Source organism: Arcticibacterium sp. (assembly GCF_055134445.1).
The window spans coordinates 1-23,757 of the sequence record NZ_JBSRVI010000139.1; the positions used below are offsets into that span (position 1 = coordinate 1).

Consider the following 23,757-nt stretch of genomic DNA (forward strand, 5'->3'; position numbering starts at 1 on the left):
CTTTGGTGGAGGTAGTTTTGGTGGTGGTGGTGCCGGCGGCAGCTATTAAGTAAGAACTTCATTTAAAAGGCTCAATAATTATGACAATGTCATGTTATTGAGCCTTTTGTTTTACAGAGCAGGATGATTAATTGGCCTCTGGCATTTCATATCTTTTAGGTTGCCATATATTATTTTTCCCATTTACATCTGGAAGCCTTTCATCAGGATCTATCGTTACCGACATAATAGGGGATGTCGATGGGTATCTGAATTTCCACTCAGAGCCTCGCTGCCAAATTTCAACTGGAAGTTCTACTCTGTTGGTCTTTCCATTTGCCTCCTTTATTTCTATGACTGCCGGCATAGGAAGCTTTTCTTTGGTAGAAATGGTGATGATACTTCCATTGGATGGAAGTTGGTCAATGTACATTACATCATCCACAGACTGATCAATCTTCCAGTCTTCCGCTATCCAACCTTTCCAAAACCATCCAAGGTCTTCTCCAGCGGCATCTTCCATTGTTTCAAAGAAATCGAATGGTGTAGGGTGTTTGAAGGCCCATCTGTTGACATATTCTTTAAAGGCATAGTCAAACCTATCTTCACCTAAAACCAATTCTCTTAATAGATCTAAACCTAAACCCGGTTTAAAATAAGCGGCTAAACCAAAGTTGTTGGATTGGATAACTTCTGGAGTCATTAGAATGGCATCTCTACCGAACATGTAAGGGGCATATTGGCGTCTGTTTAATGGAGAATAAAACTCACCATCGTTGAAAGCTTTGCTAGATAAACCGTTAATGAAGGTGTTGAACCCTTCGTCCATCCAGGCATATTTACGCTCGTTAGAACCCACTATCATAGGGAACCAGTTGTGACCAAACTCATGGTCTGTCACTCCCCAAAGAGAAGCTCCTCCGTCTCCAGCACCACAAAAAACGATACCAGGATATTCCATTCCAGAAACCACACCCGCTACATTAGTAGCTACAGGGTAAGAGTACTCATAGATATAGTTTGAATAGAACTCAATACTTGCTTTCACATATTCCGTAGAACGGCCCCATTTATCATCTCCACCTACTTCCGCAGGGTATACAGACTGGGCTAATGCCGTTTTACCGCTTGGTAAGTTTATTCTGGCTGCATCCCAAACAAAGCTCTTGGAAGAAGACCAAGCGATATCTCTCGTTTGATTACATCTGAACTTCCAAGTCAAAGTACCATCGTTTTTGGGTCTGCTTGAAGCTTCATTCACTTCTGCTCCCGTTCTAATCATTACCGTCTGGTCTGACTTGGCCGCTTCCTTTAATCTGCTTATTTGAGTATTGGTTAATACTTCAGAAGGATTTAGTAACTCCCCAGAACCCACCACAATATGATCTGCAGGAACAGTGATGTTATACTCAAAATCTCCATATTCTAAGTAAAACTCTCCGCCACCTATATAAGGAAGTATGTTCCATCCTTCCACATCATCATAAACGGCCATCCTTGGGTACCACTGAGCTATCTCGTAAATAGTGCCATCTGCAGCTTCGTATTTACCAAGTCTGTCTGAGCCATATCTCGGTATAGCAAAATCATAATCCATCGTAATTACTACTTTTTCCCCAGTTCTTAATGGCTCACTCAATCTGATTTGCATTCTAGTATCAGAGATGATATGTGAAGCATATGTAGAAGAAGTGGTTGTCCTCTTTTTGCTGATTGGTACTTGTTTAGAAGCGGTTACATTAGAAATGTTGTAGCCACCCTCAAAACCCATATTGCCATGTCTGCCACCTTCAAGAGCCGTAGTTTGTCCGCCTTTAGAGGCATCGTTGAAAAGGTTTTGATCTAACTGGATCCATAGGAATGGAAGTAAATCTGGACTGTTATTGGTATAAGTAATGCTTACATTACCTTTAACCATGTTTTTTACCACATCTAACTCAACGTTGATAAGGTAATCTGCAGTGTTTTGCCAGTATTGAGGACCAGGAGCTCCTGTGCCGCTTCTGTAAACCGTTCCTGGGCGATAAGAAAAAAGAGGATCAAAGGCCTCCTTGTGGTCGTAATTCGACTTTTGTTGTGCCAATGAATCTGTTATAAATCCAAAACAGATGAGTGTGGCAATTGCGAGAATCTTCTTCATTTAATAATACTTATTGGTTTTTTGTTTTGATGTTGTCTTTTAAAAGGACATTAAACCCACTAATTGGTTGCAAATTAACAGAATTATCCGGCTTTAGGATGAGCCTGTTTGTGGATGTCTTTTAGTTTTTCTATGGAATTATGAGTGTATATCTGGGTTGCAGACAAGCTGGAATGTCCCAAAAGCTCTTTTATGGCATTTAAATCTGCCCCCTTATTGAGTAGATGTGTGGCAAAAGTATGTCGCAGCACATGAGGGCTTTTCTTGGTTTGGGTAGAGACTAAACTCAAATATCTTTTTACCAAACGTTGGACAAAAACGGGATAAAGCTTTTTGCCTTTATTGGTTACAAATAGAAAGGCTTCTGCCTCGTTAAAGGTGGTCTTTTTTAAAGCGAGATAATCGATGATTTTTAATCTTAAAGATGCCGTAAGGGGAATAATGCGGTATTTGTTTCTTTTACCCAATACCGAAATTTTAGAATCAAAAAGGTCTATGTCTTTCTCGGATAAATGTATAAGTTCAGAAAGTCGGATACCTGCACCATAAAGCATTTCGAAAATCATTTGGTCTCGTGTTCCAGAGAAACCTTTCTCAAACTGCATATCGTCAAATAAGGAAATCATGCCGCTTTCGGCAATAAATACAGGAGGTTTAGAAGGTGTTTTTAGGGATTGAACCTTTAGGGTAGGGTTCTGTACAATTTTCTTCTTGCGAAGTAAAAAGGAATAGAATGCTTTAATGCTTGCTATTTTTCTATTAATACTTGTATTGGCCAGTTTTTGATTGGAAAGTGAAACTATCCAAGCTCTAATTTCTCTGAAAGTAGCTTCTGAGGGTTTGTCTGTTTCGAAAGTCTCCAGTAAGAAATCTGAGAACTGTATAAGATCTTTCTTATAGGCTAAGAGGGTATGAGGGCTTAACCTTTTTTCATTTTTAAGATAGGATAAAAAAGAAACGACCATTTCTGAGAAAGCACTGATTGGTACAAATGTACCGGTACAATAACTTATTTAACTCAAAAATGGCCGAAAATATTCTCTACAACGAAGGATTAATCATCCTGTCCGCCGTAAGTTTTTTGAATATACTTAGCTTTAAGTACTTCAAAACGTCTATCAACAGATTTCTTAGTGAATTGCTTACGACTACGTAGTTCACGCAAAACACGGGTACGCTCAAACTTCTTCTTAAAGCGTTTTAAAGCTTTCTCTACTGATTCGTTCTCCTTAACTTTTATTTGTAGCATACTTTACACCTCCTTTTTTTCTTCTTTCGGGCTGCAAATATAAGGGTTTACTTTTAAGATAAAAGGCTTATATCTAAAGACTTTTTAAATAATCCTTAAAGGAATTTCCTCGTGTTCTTTGCTAATATGCACCAGAGCGTCTCCCTGGGTTACAATCGGAGAGTGGTTGGAGCATATAATATAGCCAGAAAAAGTAGCTTTTACCTTCTTTTCAAAATCCCCGTAAGGGTCAGAAATACTTCCTATAACTTCACCTTTCATGACCTTCTGACCTATACTCACTCGTCTTCTATACATACCAGAATGGTTGGCCCTAATCCAAGTAGATTTTTTGATTAAAATCTGTGAAGTTTGTTCTTCTGGGTACTCTAAGAGCTCTTTAGAGAAATCTCTCATCCCTAAATGATGCATCATTTTTAAGGCTCCTTTTATACCTCTATTCGTAACCGTTTTATCTAAATGGTGGTTTTTGCCACCTTCAAAAAGCAGAATTTTCTTGCCTAAAAGTGAAGCAGACTTTCTAAAGGACTTATCTAAAACGGGAGAATCAATAATGAATTTGGTTCCAAAAACTTTTGCCAGGTCAAAAGAACCGGGAAATGTTCTGTCTATTCTTATCTGTGAAAAGTTAAATCTATTCCCACTTCCGGTGTGATAGTCTATACAATAATCTACATGAGGAATTATTTCTTCCAGAATGTAATGGGCAAAACGAGATGCTAGAGAACCCTTTGGTGAGCCAGGGAAAACACGGTTAAGATCTCTGCCATCTGGAAATTCTCTAGTAAGATTTAAGAATCCAAATACATTGATAATAGGGATACAAATGACAGTGCCGTATTTTGGTTTAGTGAATTTATTTGAAATGAGCTGACGAACTATTTCTACACCGTTTACCTCGTCACCATGAATTCCTGCCGTCAACAGGAGCACTGGGCCGTTCTTTTTTGCTCTTTCAATAATTACGGGAACTTCAATTCTTGTTCTGGTATGCAGTTTGGCTATGTCAATATTGACGACAGTTCTGCCGGGGAGTATTTCAGTGTCTAATATTTTCAAGGGAATCTTTTTGATACGTGTGTTGAAATTAAAATGATTAGAAACCTTTCAATCTTTTTCTATTTCTAAAAGCCCATAACGCCAAGGCGAAGAAAACTCCCATAAAAACGTAATACAGCCCATTGATTTTTACTTCAGTCCCAAAAAGGTTTAAATCGATTAGAAAAAATAAGATCGTTAAGACCGAAGTGAAAACCATCGTGAAAAGCGAAAGTTTTTTGATAATGTCTTCCAATGGGCAATTAATTAAATGGAACCCCCAAAACTACATGGTTTTAATTAAATTTGCTTAAGTAAAATATAGAAACCCCTAGAATTAAATGAGTAAGATAGAAGAATTTAGAGACTCCGTTAATAGCGGTTATACTTTCAAAGGCGATAGTATTCTTTTAGGTGCGGCGAAATTAGATGACGAAGTCGTTCCTAATACCGGAATCAAAATACCACTTAAAACACTTAATCGTCATGGCTTGATTGCTGGTGCTACGGGTACGGGTAAAACTAAAAGTTTACAGGTATTAACAGAAGGCTTAAGTGATAATTCTATTCCTGTCTTGTTGATGGACATTAAAGGAGATTTAAGTGGTTTGGCTGCGAAAGGAGAAGCTAAAGATTTTATTTTGGCAAGAACAAATGCCGCAGGAATTGATTATATCCCTTCGGAGTATCCCGTAGAACTCTTATCGCTTAGTGATGAAAAGGGGGCCAGGTTAAGGGCTACAGTTTCTGAGTTTGGGCCAATTTTACTTGGGAAAATTTTAGGATTAAATGATACGCAAGAAGGCATCGTTTCGGCTATTTTTAAATATTGTGACGATGAAGGCTTAGCCCTTTTAGACTTAAAGGATTTCATCAAAGTGCTTCAGTATCTTACAGATGAAGGTAAAAAGGACTTTGAAAAGGACTATGGAAGAATGTCGACCACTTCTTTAGGGACTATCATGAGAAAGGTTATTGAACTTCAGCAACAAGGAGCCGACCAGTTTTTTGGAGAAACCAGCTTTGATGTGGATGACCTAATGCGTTTGGATGACAAAGGAAGAGGTGTTATCTCTATTTTAAGAGTGACGGACCTGTTGGATAGACCAAAATTGTTTTCCACTTTTATGTTGAGCCTTTTGGCGGAGCTTTATGCAGGATTGCCAGAAGCAGGAGATGAGGATAGACCTAAGTTGGTCATATTTATAGATGAGGCTCATTTGGTTTTTCAGGAAGCCTCTAAAGCCTTACTTCAACAAATAGAAACCGTTATAAAACTTATAAGGTCAAAAGGAGTAGGTATTTTCTTTTGTACGCAAAATCCTCAGGATGTTCCAGCGTCGGTTTTGGGTCAGCTTGGTCTTAAAATTCAGCATGCCTTAAGAGCATTTACCGCTTCTGATAGAAGGAAAATAAAGGAAGCAGCAGATAATTATCCATTGACAAACTTTTTTAATACCGAAGAAATTCTGACATCTATGGGTATAGGCGAAGCCTTAGTGACGGCCTTAGATGAAAAAGGTAGACCAACACCGTTGGCAGTTACTTTTATGTGTCCGCCACGTAGCCGAATGGATATTTTGACCGATAAGGAGATTGATGATATCGTCGAAAACTCTAAAATGGTAAAAAAATACAATAAGGATATTGATAGAGAAAGTGCCTACGAGATATTGAGTATCAAAATGGAAAAAATGGCGGAAGAGGAAGAGCAGGAGGCTGCAAAGCCAGCAGCTAGAAGAGGAAGACCTAAGGTAGAAAAATCTACCATGGAGACTATTTTAGGAAGCTCGGCTGCAAGGCAAGTAGGCCGCACAGCTGCTAATCTTATCACTAGAACTTTGTTAGGGGCTTTGGGTGTGAGTACTAGAAAAAAGAATTGGTTTTAAGAGGTATTTATAGGAAAGGAGATACCTTATCTGATGAGGTTTCACTTTGAATATATTCAACTACACAAGGTAATATGCTGATAGGAATTGGTGGTGTTAGCCGCTCAGGGAAAAGTACATTGGCAAATCTGCTGGTGACTTACTTTAGAAAGAATGGAAAAAAGGCTATTATTTTCCATCAGGATGACTTTGTTTTTCCAGAAACTGAAATTCCTAAAGTGAGGGATAAAACAGACTGGGAGTCGCCAAGTTCTATAGATCACGATTTGATGTTTGAGTTAGTGGCAGAATTCAATAATAGGTTTGATGTGGTCATTGTAGACGGGCTATTTGCTTTTTATGACGACAAGCTCAACAACCTGTACGATAAAAGGCTCTTTGTGAAAATCTCTAAACGTAGCTTTTTTATCCGAAAGGTAGCAGATAATAGGTGGGGTTATATTCCCACATGGTTTGTAGACCACATTTGGAAGTCTTTTCTGAAATATGGAAATGAAAAGGTCATAAAAGGCGATTACATCACCGTGTCTGGAGAAGACGAGTTTGATATGGAAAAGGTAAGGAAGTACTTAAAATGAGTCTTTAATAAACATACTTCGTTTTTCTTTACACATATTTCCTCTAGTTTATTTCATCCCAGTATCTTTGTAACTCTCAAACTAAAACAATAGCAATGACCATAATAGACGGTAAACTTATTTCAGCTCAAGTAAAAGAAGAACTCAAAATAGAGGTTGACAAAATTATAGCGGAGGGAGGTAGCGTACCGCATCTTGCTGCAGTTTTGATAGGTGACAATGGAGCCAGTGAGTCTTATGTGGCCAGTAAAATTAAATCTTGTGAGCAGATAGGATTTAAGTCTACGCTCATAAGAAGAGACGCCAGTGCCACGGAAGAGCAGGTTTTGGCTATTATTGACGAGTTAAATAAGGACGAAGATATTAATGGTTTTATCGTGCAGCTGCCTTTGCCAGACCATATTAATGTGGATAGAATTATTGAGGCCATAGACCCTAAAAAGGATGTAGATGGCTTTCATCCGATAAATATTGGCCGTATGGCTAAAGGGCTTCCTGCTTATGTTTCTGCTACACCTTATGGTGTTTTGGAGCTTATGAAGCGTTATGATATTGAAACTTCGGGAAAGCACTGTGTGGTGGTAGGAAGAAGCCAAATAGTGGGACTGCCTATGAGTATTTTGATGCAAAGAAATGCTTACCCTGGAAACTGTACGGTTACTTTAACACATAGCAGAACTCAGAACCTTAAAGAAATCACATTACAAGCCGACATTTTAGTAGTGGCTCTTGGTCGCCCAGAATTTATAACCGCGGACATGGTAAAACCAGGTGCGGTGGTGATAGATGTAGGATTAACCAGAGTAAAAGACGCCAGCAAGAAAAGCGGATTTGCTCTGAAAGGTGACGTGAAATTTGACGAAGTAGCCGAGATAGCAAGTTTCATTACGCCAGTACCAGGAGGCGTTGGGCTGATGACCGTAGCTTCATTGATGTATAATACGCTTTTGGCCTCAAGAGGAGAGATTTATGGGTAGGTGATTTTTTGCAACTTAATATTTTACTTAACAACACGTGTAAATTCCAAGGAACTTGCACGTGTTCTTTTTTTGTTCTAGCTTTAGATATAAAATCATTTCAAAATGAGTAGCACTAAACTTACATTGACAATAAAAGATGCTCGTATAATAGAAGAGGCGAAAGCTTATTCTAAGAAAACCGGTAGAAGTTTGTCTAACATGTTTGAAAATTATTTAAAAACTGTCTTGAGGGAGAAAGGAGAGGAGGGAGTGAAAGAGTTACCTCCCTTGGTGAAATCATTGAGCGGATGCGTACCTATGCCTGAGGGGAAAACAGATGATGATATACTCTGGGAGGCACTTCAAGAAAAGTTTCTTTGATGAATATTTTTATAGACATAAATGTAATTCTAGATGTTTTTCATTTGAGGCACCCTTTTTATGATGCTTCATCCGTTTTATTAGGGAAATGTGAAAAAGGAGAGCATACAGGGTTTATAAATTTGATTAGCCTTGCTAATATTCATTACATAAGCTCTAAAATTGTCGAAAAGGAACAATCCATTTCTAATCTAAAGGCCTTGCTCGGCTTTATAAAAATAACCTCATCTAATTCTGATTTGGCAAAACAAGCCCTATATTCTGACTTTAATGATTTGGAAGATGCTCTTCAGCATTTTTCCGCAGCAACAATTGATAATATAGGAGCTATAATCACCAGAGATTTAAATGATTTTAAAACTAGCGATATACCTGTTTATAGCCCCTCCGAATTCCTGAAACTCAATCCTTAGCCATCACCACCTCATCTTTCTGGTAGCCATACGCCAACCTAAGGGGAGCCGTGTGAGCATTATCGCCCATGGAAATATCAATGTCGTCCATGTTAAATTGGCTTGGATGTTCGTAACCACAAGCATGGCTTATTTCCATAATTTCCTTTGTAAGGTTCTTCATGTAGTTCGCAAAACGTACACTCTTTAAGGCAGGATCAAGACCTGACTCTAACCATTTATTATTGGTCGCAATTCCCGTTGGGCATCTGTTGGTATGGCAGGTTTGTGCTTGAATGCAGCCGATAGAAATAAGTGCCTCACGAGCTACATTGATAAGGTCTGCACCCATAGCTAAGGCCATAATGGCACTATCTGGCATGCCTAATTTACCGGAGCCTATAAATGTGATTCTTTGCGTTAGTCCGTATCGCTGAAAAACCTTGTAAACAGAGGAGAACCCATAAACCCAAGGTAATGCTACATGGTCAGCAAATGATGGAGGAGCCGCTCCAGTACCGCCCTCGCCACCATCTATGGTAATAAAGTCTGGGCCATAGCCCGTGTCTTTCATTAAAACAGCTAACTCCTCCCACATTTCTAGCTTTCCTACAGCAGCCTTTATCCCTACTGGTAATCCTGTATGTTTGGCAATAGTTTCAATGAAATCTACCAGTTCAGGTATATTACTAAATGCACTATGCGATGCCGGAGAAAGCACTGCTTCTCCTATTTTTACATGCCTTATTTCTGCTATTTCTTTTGTGATTTTTGAACCAGGAAGCACCCCCCCTTTACCCGGCTTTGCTCCTTGAGATAGTTTTACCTCTATCATCTTAATGTTGGGGTTGTTTTTAACCAATTCCTCCATCTTTTCAATATTGAAATTGCCATCATGGTCTCTCACTCCAAAATATCCTGTACCAAAATGAAAGCAAATATCTGAGCCAAATTTATGGTACGGAGAAAGTCCTCCCTCGCCTGTGTTATGATAGCAGCCAAACTGTTTTGCACCTTGGTTTAATGCGGAAACTGCTGCGGCAGAAAGAGATCCATAACTCATGGCAGAGATATTTATGATAGATTTTGGCCTGTAAGGTTTATCTCTGTGGCTTCCTATGATTTTTGCAGCTGGGCAAGGTTTATCAAAACTTTCGTATGGGTCTGTTTTTAAGGGCATTAAAGCTGGTTTGATGAAAATATAACCTGCCTCATGAATATCCTGGTCAGTGCCAAAACCCTGATAATGGTTTTCCTTTTTAGAAGATGCATAGACCCATGCTCTCTGACGGCGATTAAAAGGTAATTCTTCTCTATTATTGGCTACAATATACTGCCTCAGCTCTGGCCCAATGCTTTCTAAAAGGTATCTGATATGTCCTATTAAAGGGAAGTTATGGACAATGGTATGCCTTTTTTGAACAATGTCTCTAAGAATAATGGTGACAATAATTAAAACCAGGTATACCCACCAAGGTAGTGATGTGATGAAGTTCATTGAGATTAGAAGTTTGGTGCCACAAAGCTATTAAAAAAGCTCGTCTCTTTGCAGAAACGAGCTTATTCATCCGAAGGAATTTAACGCGTTAAGATTATTGCTGTTCAATAACTTCGCTCAAATGCTGCCAATATTCTGGATAAGATTTCACCACCACATCAGGCTCTTCAATAACCACATCAATTAACATCGCCAATGGAGCAAAGGCCATCGCCATTCTGTGGTCTTCATAGGTTTGGAAAATCGGAGGCTCGGTTATCGCAGTAATATTAGCGTTTCCTTTTACTTCGTAAAGGTGGTTGGTTTCTATTTCCACTAAATCTCCACCAATCTTTTTAAGTTCGTTTTGAAGGGCTAAAACGCGGTCTGTTTCTTTAATTTTTAAACTCTCAATTCCCGTGTATTGGGCTGGAATGTTTTTTGCAGCACATATCACGGCCACAGTTTGGGTTAAGTCAGGGCAGTTTGCAAAATCCCATTCAAGACGCTCTGCAACAGGGATTTTAGTCAATAAAACCCCCTGCTCAGTAAAAGTACTTTCTACGCCCAAAGATTTCATGATTTCCACTATAGCACTGTCACCTTGAAGGGAGTTCTCCTTTAGTCCTAATAGTTCTATTTTGGTATCCTCAAACTGCGATAAAGCCACCACGCTGTACCAGTAGCTAGCTCCAGACCAGTCAGATTCTATGCTATAACTGATAGGATTATAACGCTGTGGTGTCACAGCGAGTGTTTTAGCTTTCCAGTTGGCGGCTACTTTTACTCCAAAAGATTCCATGAGCTGTATGGTCATGGTGATATACGGAATTGAACCTATTTCCCCAGTCAGGTTAATGGTCAAACCCTTTGGTAAAGTAGGAGCAATCATTAAAAGAGCAGAAATATATTGGCTGCTTACATCTCCTCGGATATTTACAGAGTCTGCTATTTGATATTCAAATCCGCTAATGGTATGTGGAGGATAGCCATCTTTCTTTAGATAATCTATTTCAACACCTATGCTGCGAAGAGCATCCACAAGAATACCGATAGGCCTTTCTTGCATTCTAGGAGTTCCTGTTAATCGTTTTTTCTGGCCTTTTGAAGCAAAATAAGCCGTTAAAAACCGCATGGTAGTTCCAGCGTCTAAAACATCTGCAGTATCCGAATCTTCTTTAAGAAGGCGAATCATGGTCTGCGTGTCTCTGGCAGAAGCAAGGTTCTCTAAGTTTCCTTTAAATCCACAAAGTGCATTGATAATTAAAGCCCTGTTACTTTCAGATTTTGAAGATGCCAGAGGTATTTTTCCTTGATAACTATGCGTGTTTTTTTTGAGAAGAATGCTTTCCATCTAATTTGCCTTTTGAAATTTTTGAATGGCAAAGATAAAAGCTATGACCAAAATATGTTCAATTAACCATTTAGATATTGAGTGGAATTTAATATTGAAAGACGCGTAGTCTTCTTTTTTCGTTGAATTTGTATTTATTAAACAGTTTTTGTCTGTTAGATAACAATATCCTACCGGCTTCTATGCCCACCATATAGTAAATGGTGTTGATGTTTTCCCATGGCTTTCTTTTGAAATAAACCCATTCAAAAAGTAGTGGAAGAAAGAAAATTGGTGAGAATTTGTAGTTCAATCCTTTTCCAACAATTCTTTTATGCATAAAGTCAATGTCTTTCAGATAGAACATCCTAATTTGATAACGTTGCATCGTATTATCAAAATAAGTCATGGATAGTGTACTGTCTGTTAGTCGAGTTAATTCGCCTAAAAATAACATATCATCAGTCCCTATAGATATTTGCTCGTCCATATAGATTTTCTTCCTTTTGGTTGAGCCTATTTTTTCTATCACCAGATATTTCTCCCCATTTTGCATCGCTTCAAATTCTTCTGGATTATTCTTCCTAAGAATTTCTTCCACAGACTTTGGGTCTCTCATGTGAGGGTCTTGAGCCATGAGATTAGCAGTGAATAGGAATAATGCTAAAAGGAGAGGGATATTTTTATTCATATATCTGAGCACCTAGTTTTTGTCTGAGAAAGATACTCCACCAGAGACTATTATTTTCATGGCTTCGGCACTGGACAAATCAACCAGTTTTATACTTGTTTTCGGTACAATAAACATGTCGCCAGAAATGGCGTAACTATGTGGGCAGTAGACAGAAACCATGTCTTTTTCTCCAATCTCTTCTAAGCTCTCTTGGGTTAGAAATCCTAGCTTGTTTACACTGTTTTCCTTATTTAATGTTACCAAAACCGGATGTTTAAACTTCTTTTTGTCGCCAACAAAAGCGGATATCAAGTCTTTAAAAGCGGAATAAAAAATCCTAACCAGTGGAAGGTTTTTAATGCCATTTTCTATCCAATTTTGAATGGTGCTAGGCAGCAATCGGGTGAAAACAAAACCCGTTAGGGCTGTGCCACCAATCACAATTAAAAAACCCAAGCCAGGAATAACATATTCCTGGCTTGGATTATCCGCCGCAAAACGTATTCTCGCTAGACTGTCTACAAAATCAAAGGCACTGTATAATAATACCAGGGTAAAACCAACTGGGGCTACAAACAGAAGCCCTCTCATGAAATAGTTAACTAACGATTTGAGAATTCTTTGCATAAATTAAAGGTTTGTCACCCTTTTGTCTTTTGGATATTTTACGGTGTACTTAAGTAATATTTTTTTGCTCTGAGCGGCAGGAATTGATTCCGACCATTTGATTTTTCCTGTTTTCGCATCTAACACACCACCGCTTAATTCTTCCGTTTCCACTTCTATGTCGGAGTTTTGAGAAACTGGAAGTTGGTCTTCCACTATCACATTAACAGCTTCTTTTTTTTCGTTTTTAACAGTGATTTCAAACCCTAAGCTTTGTCTTACATTAGACCCTAACGTTCTGGTCGATTTATAATCCTTTATTTCTTCTCGCTTTACCTGAATTCTCTCATCTCTACCCAGACTAATTTTAAGAATATCTTCCACTCCAGCTTGCTTTATATAAGATTGTCCCACAAAAGTATCTTCAAAATATACATTTGCGGATGCAGGAAGCAGCTTATATTTTTCCCAGTCTTTTACTTCGGCTACTAGAAATCCATTTTCATCAAACTTTGGTACTACGTAAGTCGTGTATTTGGCATCTAGGTTAAGGTCTTGAATTTCGACAGTTTCCGCTTTTCCAGATTTAATAGTGTATGGTAGGCTGATGTCAAACTGTGCATTTAATTGGTTTTCAACTAGTTCAGCATAGTTTGCAGCGGTTACCATATCTATGCCTACATCTGCCATAGATTCCATAGGCGACGCCGATTTCATTAGAGCACCAGCTCTGGCAGCTGCGGGCGGTCTGTTTTCATAGAAATTTAGGTATTGAGGATATATTTCTGGTTTTACGGAGCTTCGGTTTACCTGAGCTGTGGAAAGGCTGAGTTTCACATTGTCCCAACTTACTCCTGTATTTTGATATACTTCTGCTTTGTATTTGATGTTTACAGGGCTTTCGGTGTTGGCTACCCTGATGTCATAATTTGGGTTCCAACCTGTCCCATAAACCAAATATTTTAAACTTAACCTTGCTGTGGTGGCGTTATTGGCCTTAACCGTCAATATTATTTTACCCAAAGGCAAGTTTCTTGATGGGTCTGTTTTTAATTGATTTTCAATGCCACTTTTTTGTGTTTCTAATACTTTCTTTTTCTTATTTAAAGTCAATTTCTGAGTTCCTAATTCGGTTAGTTTTTTCCTGAAATAAGCACTCATTTCCTCTAAATCGGAAGAAAGCAGGTCGTCTGTATCGCTTTTGATTTTGGTGTTGTCCATAACCATTTCTGTTTCCCGCTTATTGACATCCAATTGCATGTCTATTTGGTCAATATTTGCCGTAATCATTTCCAGAGAATCTTGAAGCATGATTACTTTTTTGGAAATAAAATCTTTTTCAAAGTTGACCGCCAGTAAAACAAAATCCCCTTTTCCTCCTACTTGAATGGTATTATTGTCAATAGTTGAGGCCAGATCGGAAATGATGATTTTAGAAACACCGCTTTTAAGATTTGCGGTTACGTTTGACGCAATTTGTGCCCTGTTTTGGAAAACCGTAATGTGTTCTATTTGTGCTTTGCTCTGAATATCCTGAGCCATGACAAAATTCACGAAAAGAAGAAGTAGGAGTGTGTTTAAGATTTTCATAATTAGTTGATAGAATAATTAAAATATACGAATTCTATTGCAATTCTCTGTAAGATCTAAATCGAATTAATGTGCAATTGGTTCTAAAAACGCTTTTTTTTCAATTTTAGCATTAGCTAGAATTCAGAATTGATAATTTCGCAGTACAATTTTACCTTACGAAGAAATGTTTGACCATAAAGAGATACAGAAGTTTACCGAAAATATATTCATGGCCATTGGCTGTTCAGAAGAAGACGCCAAGCTAGCGGCTGACGTACAATTTCTGCAGACCTAAGCGGAGTAGACTCACATGGTGTGGCTAGGCTGGCGGGTTATGTGAGACTTTACGACCACGGAAGACTTAATACGACACCAGATATTAAGATTATCCACGAAACACCTTCTACCGCCACTGTGGATGGAGATAGAGGTTTGGGCTTAGTAGTAGCCCCATTTGCAATGAAAGTGGCTAAAGAAAAGGCGGAAAATGTAGGTAGTGGCTGGGTATCGGTTCAAAACTCAAATCATTTTGGTATTGCGGGTTATCACTCTTCTTTGGCTTTAGAAAAAGACATGATAGGCTGGGCCATGACCAATGCTGCTCCGCTGGTAGTTCCTACTTTTTCAAAAGAAAAGCTTTTAGGTACCAATCCTATTTCTGTGGCCATACCGGCCAATAAGCAACCCGCATTTTTAGCTGATTTTGCATCAACAGCCGTAGCATACGGTAAAATGGAGATTCTTCAAAGGCAAGGTAAGCCTGCACCTATGGGTTGGGTTCAAGATGCCGATGGCAATGCAACGGATAATAATAACGCCGTAAAAGAGGGTGGAGGTTTGTTGCCTTTAGGCGGCGATAGAGAACACGGAAGCCATAAAGGATACGGTTTGGGTTCTATAGTTGATATTTTTTCTGGCGTACTTTCAGGAGCAAATTTTGGGCCTTGGGTGCCGCCATTTGCTACGGCAGGTTTTCACGGAGTAGCTGCTGAGCAAGTAGGAAAGGGGACAGGTCACTTTTTAGGAGCCATGCGTATTGATGGTTTCAGACCAGCATCAGATTTTAAAGAGCACATGGATATTTGGATAAACAGATTCCGATCAGCACCTGCTATAGATGGGGAAACAGTCCAAATTCCTGGAGACCAAGAGCGTAACTTCAGAGCAGAACGCCTTCAAACAGGATTGCCACTGAATGATAAAGTGGTAGAGAGCTTAGAGGAATTAGGGAAGAGGTTTGGGATTAAGTTTTAGGGTGTCGTTTAAAATAGTTAGCTAGCTCGGGTGACGGCACGGGGTTGAATTCATTCTTTTCATATTGTTGGAAGAACTTTTTAAATATGTTCATGAACTCTGTTCTTGGCCTACTAAGTAATTGGCTAATTTCTTGTGGTTCAATAATTTGGAAAGCCAATTTGTCAATGTGATATGTTTCAGAACGAAGAGAATTGAAAACCGTGGACTTAAGAAAACCTTCAAAATCTTTCTCAAGAATAAATGCTCTCAAAATTGATGAAGCTTCTGAAAGTATAAATTTGTTATCATTTGGTAATGCTTCTACACTTGGTTCACTTGACCAAGTGAATTTATATATCTGCCAAATTTCCGAGTTCATTTTTTGCGTTTCTGAACAATAGTTTTCAAAGTGTTTTAGGTTGATACTAATCAATTCTTCGTATTCTAAAGGAATGAAAAGCTTTTCCCTTCCTTGATTTAGAAACGTGGAAACTAGCTCCATTTCTGCAATATGTGGAAATTCACTTTTTGACAACGTTTTAATCAAGAATTCTTTGTATTGACTTGTTGAACCATTGTAATACTTAACCACTTTACTGTTTTCCCAGTTTAATAATTCAGTTATAATAGATGAGCTATTGAATTGAACTAGGTTGCCGATATTGTAAGACCGGTAGTTGGATTTTTGCCTGGAAAAATGAAGCATTGCGAGGATATATTTTTCAAAGTCTTCTCTTGATTCTAAACTAGGACGGATGCTTAATCTCTCAGCTAGAGCTAGCTCAAGACCATTACTCACAGACTGCTCCAGATAACTAAAAAGTTGAGGTAAATCTTTTTGGAAGTTTCGTTTAAATTCTGAATTGGACAACTCTTTGTCTTGTAATTGATAGGTGAAATATCGGTTGAATTTGTTTGGATAGTTAGCAAGGATTTTATCTTCACTTAGCTCATACCTGGGTGAATTTGTAGGGAAAATGGTATCTGTTAAATTTACAATTTCATTTATTTCTGAAGTCCCTAAAGAAAGATATTCAGCTTTCTTTAAGAGGAAATATTTAAATGTTTTAATCGAACTCAATTCGTTTTGGAATTCTTTTTGTTCTTGAAACTTAAAGACTAATCTTTGATCGTATTCGCTTTTTGAATCTAGGAAATCATATTGCCTTATAAATAGTTGGCGATGAACAGAAGGATATTTAAACCTAAGAAGCTCTAATCTAAAATAATCTGTAAAATCCACCTCTTCCTTAAGCCTTGCATAGTTAAGCTCTAAAGCGTTTATAAATCGGTTGATGTCCCTTATATTTTGTAGCCATTTATGGTAAAGGAATAAGGAGTCAACGCCGTTTTCTTTTAGAGTAGTTTCTCCAAACTTATTAATAAAGACATCTTTAAAGTATTCACTTAATAGGTTCTGAGTGTAGGAGGGTAGTGGAATTTCAAGTTGGATGATTTTTTCTAAGTAAGTTTCTGGATTTGCAATAGACTTACTTTTTATAGCCTTCATTACATATTCTCTATCGTATGCCAATATGTAGCTGATGTTAGGGAAGTTCGCTGTGTTTCTAACAAGCCTTAATATTTCTAAAATTTCGTCTGAATCTAATCTGTCGATATCATCTATAAATACTATAAACTTTTTCTCGGAGGTCGAGAAGTAGTCTTTTATCTGTTTGTAAATGTCCGTTTTGCTCTTTTTTGTAAGTATTTCTGAAAATAGTACTCTATTTAAATACCCTAAAAGTCCGTTATCCTTACCTTCTAATTTGTCAGAATACTCTCGTAATCTAGACTTTATTTTTAATTCAAACGAATCAATTTCTTCTTCTAGTAGAGCAAAAAAATCTTTGGAAATGGAGTGTGAATTTGTGCTTTTCCAAGGGTCGAATTTCATGATTCTATTGGAGTCACTTTTTTTAAGCTCTTTTCCTAAAAGATTGAGGAAAGAAGTTTTACCCATTCCCCATTGGGCATTGATAGCAATAGCAAAGGCTTCTTTGAACGATGTTGAATTAATTCTTTTTGATAGCTCTTCAACATAATTTCTAAACATTAACTCATCGTCTTCTTCTGAAGAAATTGGTATGTCTTGAAGGAAGAGAGAATCTTCATCTTGATTCCTAAGATTGGGTTTGTGTTTAATAAAATATTTGGGGAAAAGGATTAATGATATTCCCCAAATTATGTCAGTATACCTTAACCATTTTAGACTCTCAAATGAGTAAAGGTTGTAACTATCATAGTTATAGAAATTGTCAATCTTAATATTTAGTCTATAAAATATATAGATAGTGCTGATTGAGGATACGAAGGCAAGAGTTGAGACAGAGGGTTTCGTAGTCGATTTGACCACGACATAAATCATTAGTACAAAAAGAGCAAGTATTAGAATATCAGTTAAAAACGAAGTTCTTAAGTTGCTAAGAATAGGGTTAACTAAGATTTTATTGAGAATTTGTTCTAAAGGAAGTTTTAATGAGAGTACCGATATTACAAGAATACCGTTGATAATAAGTGTTTTTAAGGGGTGTGAATTTTTGGGCTTCATAGAGTAAATCTAACAAGGTAATTTCAATTTCTTTTTATCATGTCAAAATCTTTAGAACTAGTTTCTTTCAAAGAAAGGCTTCACAGATTTTGATCACTCGAATGTGTATAATTTCTGCCGATAGGTTGATTTTTATAGATTTAATACAATCCACAAAATAGAAACCTGTACCAGTTATCTGTCTTGGGTAACGGCTTGTTGATTTTTTGAATAAAAGAAGGAGAGAGAGGTGATAATTTGGCTAAAAAAAATAAGTCATGAAAAAAATACTCCTTATCTCCTTCGTCTTTTTGAGCATTGCCTGTAGTAAAACAGAGGTAGAAGCTGAAAAGGATAATTGTAAAATTAGCCAAGCCACATTATCATCAACCAAAAGGCTTGCTTTTGAGTATGACGGCGACCTAATTAAAACGGTTACTTATTTCCTTTCAGGATATGTCTATAACGTTAATCTTATTTATGATGGCTCAGGAAAGCTTACCGCCACGGCCTGGAAAAGAGATGGGGTGGCCATTATTGATGAGAGCTATACCTATTCTGGTAATAAGATTTCAAGAGTTGATTATCTATATAGTGATGGATATGATGGCTTTAATGAATTGGAATATGACGCAAAGGGTCAGTTAACAAAGTTTACCTATAATTATGAGGGAGCGACAAGAACCCCATACACGACGTTTGAATATAATTCGGAAGGTTCTCTGATTAAAACGGAAGAGTTCGCTGTGAATGGCGATTTAACCCTTAGAAAAATAGTGAAACCAGTCAACTTATTGAAATCGCCAGAGAGCCTAATTACCTCGGCTGGGATGCCTTTTGACTTGTTTTCTGAAACCCCATTTAAAAGCGTTTTGGGTGGTGATGGCACCATTATAGAAACCTACTATCCTGATAATAATGGCGGTGTCGAGCTGTTTACTACGGGAGTGGTTTCTGAATCTAAGGTAAACTCAAATGGTTATCTAGAAAGCTATTTGGTAACAGTTAGCGGAGGTTCTAGTTTCACTAATACCACAAACTATACTTTGGAAGATTGTGATTAAAAATCAAACCTTAAGTCAGCTCCATAGGAGCCAGTTGTAGAAGTAAGGGAATGCCCCTAGCAAAACGACCAAAGAATCATTTTTTTTGGCGTCCTTTTGAGCCAAGATCATGCAATTCGGCTTTTCTTACTTTAGATAATCTTAATCATTTCATAATGGTCTATCCCCACTTCTTGAAATAGCGGTTTACTTGTTTTTAAATACCCCAGTTTGTCGTAAAAACCAGCAGCATAATGGCGGGCATGTAGTTTTATCTCTTTCAGTCCATTCTCTTTGGCGTAAGCTTCTAAAGCGGTTACCAGTTTTTTGCCGATTTGTTTTCCTTGAATTTCTGGGTCCACGGCCATTTGACGGAGTTTACCAATGTGGCTTTCTATTTTCAAAACCACCACACCCACTACATCATTATCTAAAATGGCAACAAAATGAATTTGATTTACTTCATCACTTAAGTCATCATTTTCGATCTTAAGACCCAGCGGTTTTCGAAGAACTTCGTCGCGTAACTCCAATTCCTTTTTGTAAAACGGACTTTCAAAATTGATGATTTGAATTTTTAGCTTTTCCATTTGGTTCTTTATGTCTAGTGACAAAAGTTTCAGTATGATTTCAATTTTCAAAGAAGTCTTACGTCTTTTGTTTAAATCTTTTATAAAAAGCAGAAATGAAGGTAAATGTAGGATTGGTGCAGATGAGTTGTGTTTCTGATGTGGAAACAAATATTCAAAAAGCAATAGAGAAAACAAGAGAAGCCGCTGTAAAAGGTGCTAATATTGTTTGTCTTCAAGAGCTTTTTACCTCACTGTATTTTTGCGATGTAGAAAGGCCTGAGAATTTCAATCTGGCGGAAGCGATACCGGGGCCTACAACGGAGCGTTTCCAGGACTTAGCTAAGGAACTAAATATTGTAATCATAGCTTCGCTTTTTGAAAAAAGAGCCAAAGGCCTTTATCATAATACCACAGCAGTTATAGATGCTGATGGAGCTTATCTGGGCAAATACCGAAAAATGCATATTCCTGATGACCCGGGATATTATGAGAAATACTATTTCACTCCAGGCGATTTAGGATATAAAGTTTGGGATACCAAATTTGGTAGAATTGGCGTGTTAATTTGTTGGGACCAATGGTATCCAGAGGCTGCTAGAATAACTTCACTTATGGGTGCTGAGATTTTGTTTTACCCTACGGCAATAGGCTGGGATACCACCGAAAAAAGTGAGGTTATCAATAAAGAACAATATGAAGCTTGGCAAACTATTCAAAGAAGCCACGCTATAGCAAACGGCGTGCATGTAGTTTCAGTAAATAGAGTAGGGCAGGAGGCCGAACAGCAATTTTGGGGGGGCTCTTTTGTAGCAAATCCACATGGGAGACTGCTTTATCTAGCCTCTCATGATAAAGAGGAAGTGCATGTTCAGGAAATAGACTCCGAAATAACAGAATATTACCGTACCACATGGCCATATTTTAGAGATAGACGCATAGATAGCTATGAGCCAATAACCAAAAGGTATATTGATTAAACCAAGGAATATATTCCTCTAAAACCAAGATATTTATGAAAAAGGAGCACCTGATTTTCACAGATGCTCCTTTTTGCTATAAGGAACGCTCACCGAAAATTGGACTCGGCGTATACTTTAAAGCAAAAGGAATAATCGTATATTTTTTAATATGTTCTACGGCCTCAGCGACATCGTCGGTGATTAAAAACAAGTCTTCATCGTCAGCAGAAATGGTTTTTTCTTCAATCATTTTTTGCACATGCATTTCAATATGTTGGTGAAAGTCTTTTCCAAATATGACGATAGGAAATTGCTTTATTTTACCCGTCTGAATTAAGGTCATTGCCTCAAAGAATTCGTCTAAAGTCCCAAAGCCTCCAGGACAAATAACGAAAGCGTAAGAGTATTTTATAAGAAGTGTTTTCCTAACAAAAAAGTATTCCAAGTCTACCCATTTATCTAAATAAGGGTTTGGGAACTGTTCGTGCGGAAGAATAATGTTAATACCTACAGATTTTCCGCCTACGTCTTTTGCTCCTCGGTTCGCCGCTTCCATAATACCAGGGCCGCCTCCAGTCAAAATGGTGAAACCCGTTTTGGCTATTTCTCCGGCCAGTTGTCTCGCTTTAATATAGTGTTCGTTGTCTTCCTTAAATCTTGCTGAGCCAAAAACCGTTACGGCAGGTCCAATGAAATGAAGGTTTCTGAATCCCTTTATGAACTCTCTAAAAACTTCAATGGCCATTTTAAACTCAGACCACCTAGACTTAGGACCTTCTAAAAACTTAATTTCTGATTTTTTCATTCTTGTGGTTTAATGCTAATGCGTTTTTTGTGAATTTACCCTTTCTGGGTAGTTTATAACTGTTTTAACAGCATTTTAATTCACTTTAAAAGTGGCAATCTTATCGCTTTGTGAATTCTGTGCATTTGGGTAGGGACTTACAGCCACCAGTTTTATGTTTTGATTTTCAAGGATAATTTCTTCCGGTATACCAGATTTTGGGTCGCATTGAAGACACAGTTGCTGATTGCTAAAAGTTTTTTGGTTGATTTTAAAATCGAAAGTAACAACAGCCTCTCCAGCCCATATACAGACTACGTCTTCCGGACATCTACTGTCTTCTATTTTTGACACTTTAATAGAGCTGTTTTCTGAAGCAATATTGAACTCATAAGTGTTTTGTTCGGCGATTTTAATTTCCAGACCGGGTTCCACACTTTTACTGCTGGTACATGCGGTTATAAATATAAATAGACCGAAATACTTTTTCATAGGTTTGAATGTTTAATGACTTAAAACGTTTTGAGTGTAGGTTAAATTATGCGAATTAAGGTCAATCCATTTTCTATCACTCATATTTGGATTAGTTTTGTGCTCAGAATTTTAAAGTAGATTATGGCTTCGTTTACCGAAGAAAATTATTTAAAGGCTATTTATCATTTATCTGTGGAGAAAAATGGTGAAGATGTTAGTACTAATGAACTAGCAGAGGCAACACAAACTAGAGCTGCTTCTGTTACGGATATGCTTAAAAAGCTTGCAGAGAAGCAATATATAAATTACAAGAAATATCAAGGGGTAAATCTTACAGATTCTGGGAAGCAAATAGCCCTTAGAATTATTAGGAAGCACAGGCTTTGGGAGGTGTTTTTAGTAGAAAAGCTGGGTTTTAAATGGGATGAAATCCATGATTTGGCTGAGCAGCTAGAACATATAAAATCAAAAGAATTAACAGACAGACTTGATAACTTTTTAGGCCATCCAAAGTTTGACCCTCACGGTGACCCCATTCCCGATGAGGAAGGCAATTTGCCTCAGTCTCAAAGTATGAAGTTGTCTGAAGTAGATAGCTATGAAAATTTAGTAATAATGGGAGTTTCTGAAGACTCTGCTCATTTTTTACAGCACCTTGATAAATTGGGCTTGAAGTTGGGCTTGAAAATTCAAGTCATTGAAAAGAGTGATTTTGATAAATCGCTTGAGTTAAATGTTGATGGAGATAGAATAGTCCGAATTAGTGCGGAGGTTTCAAATAATATTCAAGTCATAATTAAGTCGTAAATTATTGAATATAATAGATAAATATCTGATTAAGAAGTTCTTAAGCACCTATATGTTTTCTGTGCTAATCATTGTATTGATCGTTTTGGTGATAGATTATGCAGATCATAATGATGATTTTGTGCAAAGCGGTGCCACTTCTAAGGACATATTATTGGTCTATTATTTAAACTTAGCACCGTATTGGGCAAACTATATTAGCCCTTTAATGATTTTCATTTCCACGGTGTTTTTTACGGCCAAACTAGCTGCCCATACCGAAATTGTAGCTATTCTTACCAGTGGTGTTAGTTTTAGAAGGTTAATGATTCCCTATGGAATAGGTGCTCTCATTGTAGGTATTTTTTCTTTTTTAATGATGGGTTGGGTTTTACCTAAAGCCAATGCTAAGCGAATAGATTTTGAAAATCAATTTATCAAAGAACGCTTTTTTTTCTCTGATAGAGATTTTCACATGACCGTGGCTCCAGAGACTTACGTTTATTTTTCTAGTTATAATAACCAATCAAAAACAGCCTTCGATTTTACCATTGAAAAGTTTGAAGATGATGAATTGATAGAAAAACTGTCTGCTAGAAGAGCCATGTGGGTGGACACCCTAGAGAAGTGGCGAATTTATGATTACAAAATTAGAGAATTGGGAATCATGAAAGACAAAATTTTGGTGGAAAGACAGTTTACAGACTCCACCATAAGCATGTATCCAAAAGACTTCGAGAGCAATCACAGCATTCACGAAACGTTCACCATTCATGACTTAAAAGCTCAAATAGCCTTATTAGAAAGTCGTGGTTCGGAGGGCATAGAACCTTTTCAAATAGAACTTTACCAGCGTTTTGCTACGCCTTTTGCGGTTATTATATTATCTCTGATGGGTTTAATCGTTTCCGCCAGAAAACGGAGAGGGGGTGTGGGCTTCCAGATAGCCATCGGTTTTGTTCTTGCATTTGTTTACATTTTATTTTATATCATGTCAAAAGGTATAGCAGAATCTGGAAACATGGCACCCATTTTAGCGGTTTGGTTGCCCAATTTAGTTTTCGGGTTTATCGCTTTCGTAATGTATTTTACAGTCCCAAAATAAAG

The 23,757-nt window shown here is 37.6% G+C and carries 22 protein-coding genes and 1 pseudogene; 10 read left to right on the plus strand and 13 right to left on the minus strand.

The genetic code is table 11. The features are described 5' to 3' along the window. Window positions 1–127: 127 nt before the first annotated feature. From ACTBZY_RS18040 to ACTBZY_RS18055, 4 genes are all read right to left on the minus strand, one after another. Window positions 128–2,119, minus strand: a complete 1,992-nt coding sequence (locus tag ACTBZY_RS18040; RefSeq protein WP_463047756.1) for a M1 family metallopeptidase — start codon at window positions 2,117–2,119, stop codon at window positions 128–130. An 83-nt stretch (window positions 2,120–2,202) separates the two neighbouring features. Next, the gene (locus ACTBZY_RS18045) at window positions 2,203–3,084 is read right to left on the minus strand and encodes a tyrosine-type recombinase/integrase (RefSeq protein ID WP_463047757.1); all 882 of its coding nucleotides are present in this window, start codon (window positions 3,082–3,084) and stop codon (window positions 2,203–2,205) included. 89 nt (window positions 3,085–3,173) lie between these two features. After that, the gene (gene rpsU, locus ACTBZY_RS18050) at window positions 3,174–3,368 is read right to left on the minus strand and encodes a 30S ribosomal protein S21 (RefSeq protein WP_341228352.1); all 195 of its coding nucleotides are present in this window, start codon (window positions 3,366–3,368) and stop codon (window positions 3,174–3,176) included. A gap of 84 nt (window positions 3,369–3,452) precedes the next feature. Continuing rightward, entirely contained in the window at window positions 3,453–4,427 is a 975-nt protein-coding gene (locus ACTBZY_RS18055) for a succinylglutamate desuccinylase/aspartoacylase family protein (RefSeq protein ID WP_463047758.1), read from the minus strand. 320 nt (window positions 4,428–4,747) lie between these two features. On the opposite strand from ACTBZY_RS18055, the gene ACTBZY_RS18060 reads away from it, so the two are divergent. The 5 genes from ACTBZY_RS18060 (at window position 4,748) to ACTBZY_RS18080 (ending at window position 8,626) form a co-directional block, all read left to right on the plus strand. Next, window positions 4,748–6,295 (plus strand): helicase HerA-like domain-containing protein, encoded by a 1,548-nt coding sequence (locus ACTBZY_RS18060; RefSeq protein WP_463047759.1) that lies wholly within the window; start codon window positions 4,748–4,750, stop codon window positions 6,293–6,295. Between the two features lie 74 nt (window positions 6,296–6,369). Next, window positions 6,370–6,873 (plus strand): uridine kinase family protein, encoded by a 504-nt coding sequence (locus tag ACTBZY_RS18065; RefSeq protein WP_463047760.1) that lies wholly within the window; start codon window positions 6,370–6,372, stop codon window positions 6,871–6,873. A 95-nt stretch (window positions 6,874–6,968) separates the two neighbouring features. After that, the gene (locus ACTBZY_RS18070) at window positions 6,969–7,850 is read left to right on the plus strand and encodes a bifunctional 5,10-methylenetetrahydrofolate dehydrogenase/5,10-methenyltetrahydrofolate cyclohydrolase (RefSeq protein WP_463047761.1); all 882 of its coding nucleotides are present in this window, start codon (window positions 6,969–6,971) and stop codon (window positions 7,848–7,850) included. A gap of 105 nt (window positions 7,851–7,955) precedes the next feature. Continuing rightward, window positions 7,956–8,213, plus strand: coding sequence for a DUF6364 family protein (locus tag ACTBZY_RS18075; protein ID WP_463047762.1), 258 nt, complete (start codon window positions 7,956–7,958; stop codon window positions 8,211–8,213). After that, window positions 8,213–8,626, plus strand: a complete 414-nt coding sequence (locus ACTBZY_RS18080; RefSeq protein WP_463047763.1) for a type II toxin-antitoxin system VapC family toxin — start codon at window positions 8,213–8,215, stop codon at window positions 8,624–8,626. Before ACTBZY_RS18075 ends, ACTBZY_RS18080 begins: the two co-directional genes overlap by 1 nt. Here the strand turns inward: ACTBZY_RS18080 and ACTBZY_RS18085 are convergent. From ACTBZY_RS18085 to ACTBZY_RS18105, 5 genes are all read right to left on the minus strand, one after another. Further along, window positions 8,616–10,103, minus strand: coding sequence for an FMN-binding glutamate synthase family protein (locus ACTBZY_RS18085; RefSeq protein ID WP_463047764.1), 1,488 nt, complete (start codon window positions 10,101–10,103; stop codon window positions 8,616–8,618). The two genes, ACTBZY_RS18080 and ACTBZY_RS18085, sit on opposite strands and share 11 nt — an antisense overlap. 94 nt (window positions 10,104–10,197) lie before the next feature. After that, on the minus strand, window positions 10,198–11,436 hold the full coding sequence (locus ACTBZY_RS18090) for a 3-phosphoshikimate 1-carboxyvinyltransferase (protein WP_463047765.1): 1,239 nt from the start codon (window positions 11,434–11,436) through the stop codon (window positions 10,198–10,200). An 88-nt stretch (window positions 11,437–11,524) separates the two neighbouring features. Then, on the minus strand, window positions 11,525–12,106 hold the full coding sequence (locus ACTBZY_RS18095) for a hypothetical protein (RefSeq protein WP_463047766.1): 582 nt from the start codon (window positions 12,104–12,106) through the stop codon (window positions 11,525–11,527). 12 nt (window positions 12,107–12,118) lie between these two features. Further along, on the minus strand, window positions 12,119–12,715 hold the full coding sequence (locus ACTBZY_RS18100) for a DUF502 domain-containing protein (RefSeq protein ID WP_463047767.1): 597 nt from the start codon (window positions 12,713–12,715) through the stop codon (window positions 12,119–12,121). 3 nt (window positions 12,716–12,718) lie between these two features. Then, on the minus strand, window positions 12,719–14,284 hold the full coding sequence (locus ACTBZY_RS18105; protein ID WP_463047768.1) for a DUF4139 domain-containing protein: 1,566 nt from the start codon (window positions 14,282–14,284) through the stop codon (window positions 12,719–12,721). A gap of 166 nt (window positions 14,285–14,450) precedes the next feature. Here ACTBZY_RS18105 and ACTBZY_RS18110 point away from each other — a divergent pair. Then, window positions 14,451–15,520 (plus strand): annotated as a pseudogene (locus tag ACTBZY_RS18110) (Ldh family oxidoreductase). Here the strand turns inward: ACTBZY_RS18110 and ACTBZY_RS18115 are convergent. Further along, the gene (locus ACTBZY_RS18115; protein WP_463047769.1) at window positions 15,510–17,558 is read right to left on the minus strand and encodes a KAP family P-loop NTPase fold protein; all 2,049 of its coding nucleotides are present in this window, start codon (window positions 17,556–17,558) and stop codon (window positions 15,510–15,512) included. The pseudogene ACTBZY_RS18110 and the gene ACTBZY_RS18115 overlap by 11 nt on opposite strands. A 752-nt stretch (window positions 17,559–18,310) precedes the next feature. Here ACTBZY_RS18115 and ACTBZY_RS18120 point away from each other — a divergent pair. Then, on the plus strand, window positions 18,311–19,096 hold the full coding sequence (locus ACTBZY_RS18120) for a hypothetical protein (RefSeq protein WP_463047770.1): 786 nt from the start codon (window positions 18,311–18,313) through the stop codon (window positions 19,094–19,096). Window positions 19,097–19,227: 131 nt separating this feature from the next. Here the strand turns inward: ACTBZY_RS18120 and ACTBZY_RS18125 are convergent, their stop codons facing one another. After that, window positions 19,228–19,665, minus strand: a complete 438-nt coding sequence (locus tag ACTBZY_RS18125) for a GNAT family N-acetyltransferase (protein ID WP_463047771.1) — start codon at window positions 19,663–19,665, stop codon at window positions 19,228–19,230. A 95-nt stretch (window positions 19,666–19,760) separates the two neighbouring features. Here ACTBZY_RS18125 and ACTBZY_RS18130 point away from each other — a divergent pair, with 95 nt between their 5' ends. Further along, window positions 19,761–20,624: a carbon-nitrogen hydrolase gene (locus tag ACTBZY_RS18130; RefSeq protein ID WP_463047772.1), complete on the plus strand. Its 864-nt coding sequence runs from the start codon at window positions 19,761–19,763 to the stop codon at window positions 20,622–20,624. A gap of 76 nt (window positions 20,625–20,700) precedes the next feature. On the opposite strand, the gene ACTBZY_RS18135 is transcribed toward ACTBZY_RS18130, so the two are convergent. Together ACTBZY_RS18135 and ACTBZY_RS18140 are read right to left on the minus strand one after the other, a co-directional pair. Beyond that, complete coding sequence (locus ACTBZY_RS18135; RefSeq protein WP_463047773.1) at window positions 20,701–21,411, minus strand: LOG family protein; 711 nt, start codon at window positions 21,409–21,411, stop codon at window positions 20,701–20,703. A gap of 75 nt (window positions 21,412–21,486) precedes the next feature. After that, window positions 21,487–21,882 (minus strand): hypothetical protein, encoded by a 396-nt coding sequence (locus ACTBZY_RS18140; RefSeq protein ID WP_463047774.1) that lies wholly within the window; start codon window positions 21,880–21,882, stop codon window positions 21,487–21,489. Window positions 21,883–22,005: 123 nt separating this feature from the next. Here ACTBZY_RS18140 and ACTBZY_RS18145 point away from each other — a divergent pair, with 123 nt between their 5' ends. Continuing rightward, a complete protein-coding gene (locus ACTBZY_RS18145; RefSeq protein ID WP_463047775.1) occupies window positions 22,006–22,671 on the plus strand; it encodes a metal-dependent transcriptional regulator in 666 nt (221 codons plus the stop codon). Between the two features lie 4 nt (window positions 22,672–22,675). Further along, window positions 22,676–23,755: an LptF/LptG family permease gene (locus tag ACTBZY_RS18150; protein ID WP_463047777.1), complete on the plus strand. Its 1,080-nt coding sequence runs from the start codon at window positions 22,676–22,678 to the stop codon at window positions 23,753–23,755. Window positions 23,756–23,757 lie beyond the last annotated feature (2 nt).